Raw genomic sequence first — 8,186 nt, 5'->3', positions numbered from 1 at the left:
GCGGTACAGCTGGAAGGCCGTGCCGACCGAGGCGTAGAAGAACTTCGGGTTGAGACCCACTTCCTTGGCCTGCTTGCTGGCCAGGATGGTGTCGGGCGGGTAGGTGAAGCCGACGAAGGCGTCGGGGTTCTTGTCCTTGATCGAGCGCAGCACGGGTGACAGGTCCTTCACGCCGGCCGGGTAGCTGGTGTCTTGCACCAGGCTGATGCCGCTGCCCTGCAGGGCCACTTTCAGCGCCGAGTAGTTCTCCAGGCCGAACAGGTCGTCAACGTAGATCACGGCCAGGCTTTTCGCGCCATTGGCCTTGAGCATGTCCACCAGCGCATTGGTCATGGGCGCCGGCTGCTGCAGCAGCAGGAAGAAAAACGGCAGCTTCATCTCCACCAGCCGGCGCGACAAGGCCGTCGGCGCGAGGAAGGGGTAGCCGAAGCGATTCGCCAGCGGCGCCACGGCAAAGTTGGCGTTGCTGCCCCAGGGCGGCAGCACCAGGTCGACCTTGTCGCTGCCCATCAGCTTTTCATAGCTGCGCACGCAGGTCTCGATGTCGCTGCGGTCGTCGGAACTGATCAGCTCGATCGGCCGCTTCGTGCCCTTCACGTCCAGCCCGCCGGCGGCATTCACCTGTTCGGCCCACAGCAGGTAGTTGGGCTCCTGGCTGACCTGGCCGCCGCCGGCCCAGGGCCCCGTGCGGGCGATGGCGTAGCCGATGCGCACCGGCTCGGCGGCGCGCAGCAAGGCCGGGAAGCCGGCGCTGGCCACGCCGGCCGCCAGCGCCTGCGTGGCGCGGCGGCGGGAAGCGTTCACGGGCGATGCAGGGGGCGAAGCGGGTGGGCGTGTCGGGGCCATGGCAGTCTCCTCATGATGTGGGGCCAAGGCCGGCATCCTAGGAATCCGGGCCCGCGGCGTCTTGCCCGCCCATGCAGCGCGCTTATCGTTTTGTGCACGGCGGACCGGTGTTTTCCCTCGCTCTGCGGCCCATCGAGACAAGCGGTGGCGCGCCGGACGGTGGGCTTCGCATAATCGGCGCAAGGAAGTTTCGGGAGCCACCATGCCTGCTGCCACCGCGATGATGAGCACCGACGAGGTCAGCGCCCGCGACAAGGTGCCGTACTGGCGCGACTGGGTCTGGAAGCTGTTCGGCGGCCTCGACTCCGACCTCTACGGCGATACCGAGTTCGATGGCCGCATCAGCAGCACCCGCGCCGGCGAAGTGGTGTTGACGCGCCTGGAATCCGGCCGCCACCGCGTGATGCGCAGCAAGAGCCTGGTGCGCGCCAGCGATCAGGGCTACCTGAAGATCGTGGCGCCGCAGCGTGGCTGCGCCGGCGTCGAGCAGCAGGGCCGGCAGGCCTGGGTCGGGCCGGGCGAGTGGAGCATCTACGACACCACCGAGACCTATTCGGTGGCCAACCCCGAGCCGGTGGAGCACCTGATCGTGATGCTGCCCAAGGCCGACCTCGCCGAGCGCGGCCTGCCGCTGCAGGAACTGATGGCACGGCCGCTGGGCGGCGGCCATGGCATCGCGCGGTTGGCGCTGGAGACCATGCGCAGCGCCTACCAGGAACTGCCGGAGATGAGCGATGAAGCGGCGCGCGGCGTCGGCGCGGCGATCACGCAGCTGGTGCACCTGTCGCTGCTGGACCTGGCTGGCCGCGGCACCGCACTGACCAAGGTGCAGGCGCTGCGCGACCGCATCAAGGAACTCGTGGCGCACCGGCTGGGCGACCCCGGGCTGACGGTCGACGACATCGCGCTGGCGCTGCGCTGCAGCCGCCGCCAGCTGTACAACGCGTTTGCCGACGAGCCCGAAGGCGTGGCCGGCTACCTGCTGCGTGAACGGCTGGAAGCGGTGCGCCACGACCTGGCCGACCCGACCCAGATGGGCCACTCGATCACCGACATCGCGATGCTGCGCGGCTTCAACAGCCTGCCGCATTTCAGCCGGGTGTTTGCGCAACGCTTCGGCATCCCGCCGAGCGTCTACCGCCGAGAGGGTTTTGGCCAGACTGTCCTGCCGCGCTGATCAACTCACGAAACCGCACGAAGGCCGGGCGGGGCGCAGCCCGGTCGCCCTGGGGCGCTCATTTGTCGCTGCTGAGTTTCCGGCCGACGATCACGACCTGCTGCACCACGCGGTGGCCCACCACCACCACCTGCTGGCTGACTTCCGTGCCGACACGCGCGAGCATGTGGTACGCCCCCTCGGTGCCGGACATGCGTTCCAGCGTGGCCAGCACCATCAGCGTGGCCAGCAGCGCGAGACCGATGGCATACGGGTGGGAGACGAAGCGTCTGAACATGCTGCCCTCCACAAGGAGGCCACAGGGGATCCTCCTCTCACCACTTTAGGCGCCAAAGCGGCGACTTTCAACGCTTGCCTGGTGGGGATGGCTTGGCGGCGGCGCGCTTGCGCGCGGTGTTCGAAGGGGCGGGCTGGCTGCCGTAGGCTGCGGGCGGCACGTCGTGCGCGCCCGGCGCAAACGGGTTCACCACTTCCAGCGTGCCGAAGCGCTGCCCGGCTTGCAGATCTTCACTCAGCAGCGCATCGCAACCGGCGTCCAGCGCGGCTTGCAGGATCAGGGCATCCCAGATCGACAACTGATGCCGTTGCGACGTGGCCATGCTGCGCAGGACAAAGTCGGCACTGGCCGGCACCACCTTCTCCTGGGCCAGCGCCGACAAGCCCGTCAGGGCGACATCGGGCCGCACGCCCTTCTTGCGCGTCAGGACGGAATAGGTCTCCAGCAGCACCTGGGTGCTGATCACCAGCGTGCGCGCGATCAAGTGCTGCGCCAGCACTGCGTCGGCCACCGCGTGGCGTTGGCCGGCACCGCGGTCGAAGGCATAGACCAGCACGTTGGTGTCGAAAAAGGTGCTCATCGACGGCGCTGCTGCGGCGTCACGGCGCTCGGCGACTCAAGTCGGTTCAGCCCGCGTTCCCCCAAGACTTCGTCGTAAAGCGCTTCGCGGCCCGGCCAGGCAGCTTCGCCGCTGGGCGAGGGCGGAACCTGGCTCGCCAGTTTGCGCAGCGCATCAAGCGTGCTGTGTCCCTGATCGGTTGCGCCTGCAAAACGCGCGATGGCCTCGCGGCACACTTCATTGACGCTGGTGCCTTGCTGCAATGCCTTGATGCGCGCGTCCTTCAGCAATTGGTCGTCGACCACGATGGTCAGGTTGGCCACGGCATGGTCTCCTGGAAAATGAACACGGGATCAGTGTAGCGCGGATCCCGTGTCAATGCCCTGCTGCGCCAGCTCGCCCAGGCAGCGCAGGCACAGGCAATCAGCGTGGCGCTGGCGCAGCGCGGCGAGCGTGGGCCCGTCCAATCGAACATGGGTGCAGGGGCATGGCCCGGCGTCAGTGATGCCGCAATGGAAACCTTGGCCGCAGCGCGGGCAGCGCTTGTCGACGGGCGATGGGTCCGGGCTCACCGGAACAAATCCTGATGCCGCTCACGCAGCAGGTTCTTCTGCACCTTGCCCATGGCATTGCGCGGCAAATCGGGCACCACGAACACCTGCTTGGGCACCTTGAAGTTGGCGATCTGCTGCTTCAGCGCGGCGACGATGGCCGCGCCATTCACCTCGGCGGCGGGCCTGGCCACCACCACGGCCACCACCGCTTCGCCGAAATCGCGGTGCGGCACGCCGATCACCGCCGATTCGGCGACACCGGCCATGTCGTTGATGTAGCCCTCGATCTCGGCCGGGTAGACGTTGTAGCCGCCGCTGATGATCAGGTCCTTGCTGCGGCCGACGATGTGGATGTAGCCCTCGGCGTCGATTTTGCCGACATCGCCGGTCTTGAACCAGCCATCCGCAGTGAACTCTTCCTGGGTCTTTTCGGGCATGCGCCAATAACCCGCGAAGACATTGGGGCCGCGCACCTGGATGCCGCCGATCTCGCCGCAGGCGCAGGGCTGGCCTTGCTCGTCCTGCACGCGCAGCGTGACGCCCGGCAGCGCAAAACCGACGGTGCCGGCGCGCCGAGCCGACGCGGGCTCGTAGGGGTTGGAGCTCAGCATCACCGTTTCGCTCATGCCATAGCGTTCGAGGATAGTGTGGCCGGTGCGCTGCTGCCAGGCCTGGAAGGTTTCGCTGAGCAGCGGCGCCGAGCCGGCGACGAACAGGCGCATGGTCCGGCAGGCCTGCGGCGTGAGCGAGGCCTCGGCCAGCATGCGCACGTACAGCGTGGGCACGCCCATGAACACGCTGGCCTCGGGCAGCCGCGCGATCACCGCCTGGGGGTCGAACTTCGAGAACCAGATCATCTTGCTGCCATTCAGCAGCGCACCATGCGAGGCGACGAACAGGCCGTGCACATGGAAGATCGGCAAGGCGTGGATCAGCACGTCGCCAGGCCGCCAGGCCCAGTAGTCCTTGAGCATGCGCGCATTGCTCAGCAGGTTGCCATGCGACAGCATGGCGCCTTTGCTGCGGCCGGTGGTGCCGCTGGTGTACAGGATGGCGGCCAGGTCGTCGGCCTGCTTCACGGCCGGCACCTGCACATCGCTGCAATGGGCAGCGCGCTCCAGCAGGCTGCCGCTCCGGTCGTCACCCAGCGTGAACACATGCATCGTGCCGGCCTGGAAGGCGACACGGCTGACCCAGGCAAAGCTCTTGGGCGCGCAGACCACCACCGCCGGTTCGGCATTGCCGATGAAGTAGGCGATCTCGGCCGCCTGGTAGGCGGTGTTCAGCGGCAGGTAGACATGGCCGGCGCGCAGCACCGCCAGGTACAGCATCAGTGCTTCGACGCTTTTGTCGGTCTGCACCGCCACGCGGCTGCCGGCCGGCAGGTCCAGCCCGGTCAGCAGGTTGGCCATCATCGCGGTGCCACGCTCCAGATCGCGCCAGCTGTAGCGCAGCGGCGCGCCGGGGCCGTCGGCGGTTTCGATCGCGGTGCTGTCCAGATCGGCGGGGAAGGCCGCCCGCAGCGCGGCAAAGAGGTTCTGGTTGTCCATCGTCAAGATCCAGCCTTCAGTCCAGCTTTGCGCCCGAGCTCTTGACCACCTCGGCCCAACGTTTGACCTCGTTGCCGACGAACTTGCCGAAGTCCGGGCCCCAGATGTTCGGCGGGTTGGCGCCCAGGCCGGCCCAGATGCCCTTCAACTCATCCGAGTTCAGTGCCTTCTTCATCTCGGCCTGCATCGCCTCGACGGCTTCCTTCGGCGTGCCCTTGGGGGCCCACAGCCCGTACCAGGTGGCCACCTGGTAGGTCGGCACGCCGCCTTCGGCCGCGGTGGGGGTGTCGGGGAAGCCCGGCGCGCGCTTCTCGGACGCCACCGCAATCGCCTTGATGCGGCCGGCCTTGATGTGCGCGGACGACGAGCCCAGGCCATCGAACATCATGTCGACCTGGCCGGCGATCAGGTCCTGCAGCGCCGGGCCGGCGCCGCGGTAGGGAATGTGGGTGATGAAGGTCTTGGTCTGCAGCTTGAACAGCTCACCGGCCAGGTGGTGCGAGGTGCCGTTGCCGGCCGAGCCGTAGTTCAGCTTGCCGGGGTTCTTGCGCACGTACTCGAGCAGGCCCTTCAGGTCAGTCACCGGCACGCGCTGCGGGTGCACCACGATGACCTGCGGCACGCTGGAGATCAGGCCCACCGGCACGAAATCCGTCTCGATGTTGTAGTCCAGCTTCGGGTACATCGACGGCGCGATGGCATGGTGCACGGCGCCCATGAAGAAGGTGTAGCCATCGGGTGCCGCGCGGGCCGACAGGCTGGCGCCCACCGTGCCGCCGGCGCCGCCCTTGTTGTCGATGACGAACTGCTTGCCGGCATTGCGTGTCATCACCGCGAACAGCGGGCGCGCAAACGCGTCGGTGCCGCCACCGGCCGGGAAGGGCACGACGATGGTCACCGGCTTGCTCGGCCAGGCCTGGGCCTGGGCGCCAGTGGCGCCGGCCAGAGCCGCGGCGGCCACGGCGCCGGCCAGCAGAGTGCGGCGCAAGGGGTTCTTCGGGTCCATGAGGTCGTCTCCAGTCGTCGTTGTCATCACAGCAGCGCCGCGACGGCGCGGGAATGCACCACGCGGCCTTGCACAAAGCGGTCGTGGCAGGTTTCGATGCGGGCCAGGTCGTACAGGTAGTTCACCATCAGGCCGGCCGATTGTTTCAGCCCCTTGGCCGACAGGTTGGCCTGCGGGTTCAGGCGCTCCAGCCGTGCCCCATTGTCCAGGTGGAAGCGGGCCACCGGGTCGCCCTGCGGCCGCACGCTTTCATGCACCAGGAAGCGAGCGGCCATGCGTAGCACCTCGGACGGCGATGCCGCCATCACCGCGGCCTCGGCATCGCCATGCATGCGCTGCAGCCAGTCCATGAAGCCGGGAATCGGCGACAGCGTGCAGAAGGTCTTCAGCTGCGGCAGTTCCCGTTTCAGCTGCTCGGCCACGCGCTTGATCAGGAAGTTGCCGAGCGAGACGCCGCGCAGGCCCGGCTGGCAGTTGCTGATCGAATAGAACACGGCCACCTGAAAGTCCTCGGGCGGCAGCGGCTGCGACTTCTTGTCGATCAGCGGCGCGATGGCGGCCGCCATCTCCGGCACCAGCGCCACCTCGACGAAGATCAGCGGTTCGTCCGGCAGCTGCGGGTGGAAGAAGGCGAAGCAGCGGCGGTCGGGCTGCAGCCGGCGGCGCAGGTCGTCCCAGCCGTCGATGGCATGCACGGCTTCGTGGCGGATGATTTGTTCGAGCAGCTGTGCCGGCGAAGTCCAGTCGACCTTGCGCATCTGCAGGAAGCCGGGATTGAACCAGCTCGACAGCAGGTGGTGCAGGTCGTGCTCGACACCGGCCAGCCCGCGCTGGCGCGGCAGCCGCTCCAGCAGCGAGCGGCGCAGCCGGACCAGTGCCGCGGTGCCGCCGGGTGCGCGGTTCAGGCGGCGGAACAGCTCCTGGCGCGGCGGCTCGGCCGCCTGGGTCAGCCGGATCAGGTGTTCGGCCTGGTCTGGCGCTTCGGCAAAGGCCTGCGCGCAAGCCAGCACCTGCTGTGGGTCGGGGCCGAAGTCGCGCGCCAGGTGCTCGAAGAAGCGGCGGCGCGGCTCGTCCGCGAGGCCATCGATCTGCGCCACCAGGGCCTGGGCGATGCGGGGGTCGCCGGCATCGCCGCGTTCGCTGATCAGCCGCCGGCAATCGGCCAGCAGCGTGCGCAGCGCACGCTCGTGCGGCGATGCGACCTTGCGGCTGCCGGGCTTGCGCGGGGCGGCCCGTGCGGCCCGCGGCGCGGCCTCCGGGGGCATCGATGTCGAAGAGGGCGGGGCAAGTTCAGGCACGGTGTTTCTGCTTCTTTTCGCGCCGCTGCAGCGCTTTCAGCGCGGCGAGCTGCGCCATCAGGTGGTCATGCATCGCGCGTTCAGCGCGGGCGGCGTCGCGCTGCAGGATGGCGTCCAGCAGCACACGGTGTTCGTTGATCGAGGCCTCGATGCGCCCGGGCAGCTGCAGCTGCCGGCCGCGCCACAGGCGCATGAAGCGGCGCAGGTCCTTGGTGACACGGTCCAGCCAGCGGTTGGCGGCCAGCTGCTGCACGAAGGAATGGAAGTCGTGGTTGACGCGGTAATAGCCGTCGATGTCGTGCGCGGCGGCATGGCGCTCCAGCTGGTCGTGCAGGCGGCGCAGGTGCAGCAGGTCGTCATCGCTGGCGCGCTGCGTGGCTTCCAGCGCGCAGCGGCCTTCAAGCATGGCCATCACCGGGAACAACTGCTCGGCATCGGCATCGGTGAGCTCGATGACGCGCGCGCCGCGCCGCGGCACCAGCTCGACGATGCCCTCGGCGGCCAGCACCTTCAGCGCCTCGCGCAGCGGCGTGCGGCTGATCTGCCAGGCCTCGGCCAGCGCCAGCTCGTCGATGAAGGCGCCGGGGCTGAGTTCACGGTCGAAGACCATCGTGCGCAGCCGCGCGGCCACGCCGTCGTGCAATGAGGTGCCGCGCAGCGGGATCGGATCAGCCATGGGGCGGATGGTAATCCTGTAATTATGTGATTGCAATCCATCGCCAATCCGATGGTGCAGCTGCGTACTCGGTCACGTTCGGGACGCCGGCAGCTGACGCGCCCGGAACCGCCAGCTGCATCGGGTTACGCAGTGGGCAAGGCATCCGGTCGTCGGGTGCCGGCACCGATCAGGAGATCCGCATGTCCCTCGTCCGCTTGCTCGCGATGGCCACCCTGGGCGTCACCTTGACCGCCGGGATGA

At 68.3% G+C, this 8,186-nt stretch carries 10 protein-coding genes; 1 reads left to right on the top strand and 9 read right to left on the bottom strand.

Annotation, left to right across the window (positions count from 1 at the left end; all coding sequences use genetic code 11):
* A partial coding sequence (locus tag VLK61_RS15405) for an amino acid ABC transporter substrate-binding protein (RefSeq protein WP_325422496.1) occupies window positions 1-846 on the bottom strand: 846 nt, incomplete at its 3' end.
* 202 nt (window positions 847-1,048) lie between these two features.
* On the opposite strand from VLK61_RS15405, the gene VLK61_RS15400 reads away from it, so the two are divergent.
* Window positions 1,049-2,023, top strand: coding sequence for a helix-turn-helix domain-containing protein (locus VLK61_RS15400; protein ID WP_325422495.1), 975 nt, complete (start codon window positions 1,049-1,051; stop codon window positions 2,021-2,023).
* 58 nt (window positions 2,024-2,081) lie between these two features.
* On the opposite strand, the gene VLK61_RS15395 is transcribed toward VLK61_RS15400, so the two are convergent.
* The 8 genes from VLK61_RS15395 to VLK61_RS15360 all read right to left on the bottom strand — a co-directional run bounded on the left by VLK61_RS15395 (window position 2,082) and on the right by VLK61_RS15360 (window position 7,943).
* Window positions 2,082-2,300, bottom strand: a complete 219-nt coding sequence (locus VLK61_RS15395; protein ID WP_325422494.1) for a hypothetical protein — start codon at window positions 2,298-2,300, stop codon at window positions 2,082-2,084.
* Between the two features lie 67 nt (window positions 2,301-2,367).
* Window positions 2,368-2,880, bottom strand: a complete 513-nt coding sequence (locus VLK61_RS15390; RefSeq protein WP_325422493.1) for a PIN domain-containing protein — start codon at window positions 2,878-2,880, stop codon at window positions 2,368-2,370.
* The gene (locus tag VLK61_RS15385; RefSeq protein WP_325422492.1) at window positions 2,877-3,182 is read right to left on the bottom strand and encodes a hypothetical protein; all 306 of its coding nucleotides are present in this window, start codon (window positions 3,180-3,182) and stop codon (window positions 2,877-2,879) included. Before VLK61_RS15385 ends, VLK61_RS15390 begins: the two co-directional genes overlap by 4 nt.
* A gap of 30 nt (window positions 3,183-3,212) precedes the next feature.
* A complete protein-coding gene (locus VLK61_RS15380) occupies window positions 3,213-3,431 on the bottom strand; it encodes a cysteine-rich CWC family protein (protein ID WP_325422491.1) in 219 nt (72 codons plus the stop codon).
* Entirely contained in the window at window positions 3,428-4,963 is a 1,536-nt protein-coding gene (locus VLK61_RS15375; protein ID WP_325422490.1) for a malonate--CoA ligase, read from the bottom strand. The genes VLK61_RS15380 and VLK61_RS15375 overlap by 4 nt, the downstream gene beginning before the upstream one ends.
* Before the next feature lie 16 nt (window positions 4,964-4,979).
* Window positions 4,980-5,969 carry a Bug family tripartite tricarboxylate transporter substrate binding protein gene (locus tag VLK61_RS15370; RefSeq protein WP_325422489.1) on the bottom strand — a complete coding sequence of 330 codons (990 nt, stop codon included), beginning with the start codon at window positions 5,967-5,969 and terminating at the stop codon, window positions 4,980-4,982.
* Window positions 5,970-5,995: 26 nt separating this feature from the next.
* Window positions 5,996-7,234 (bottom strand): malonyl-CoA decarboxylase domain-containing protein, encoded by a 1,239-nt coding sequence (locus tag VLK61_RS15365; protein WP_325422488.1) that lies wholly within the window; start codon window positions 7,232-7,234, stop codon window positions 5,996-5,998.
* A 25-nt stretch (window positions 7,235-7,259) separates the two neighbouring features.
* Window positions 7,260-7,943 (bottom strand): GntR family transcriptional regulator, encoded by a 684-nt coding sequence (locus tag VLK61_RS15360; RefSeq protein ID WP_325422487.1) that lies wholly within the window; start codon window positions 7,941-7,943, stop codon window positions 7,260-7,262.
* Window positions 7,944-8,186: the final 243 nt, after the last annotated feature.

The sequence above is a fragment of the Aquabacterium sp. genome (genome assembly GCF_035476535.1).
Lineage (GTDB): Bacteria > Pseudomonadota > Gammaproteobacteria > Burkholderiales > Burkholderiaceae_C > Pseudaquabacterium.
Note: the sequence above shows the minus strand (reverse complement) of the source record. Positions and strands in the feature narration are given on the sequence as shown.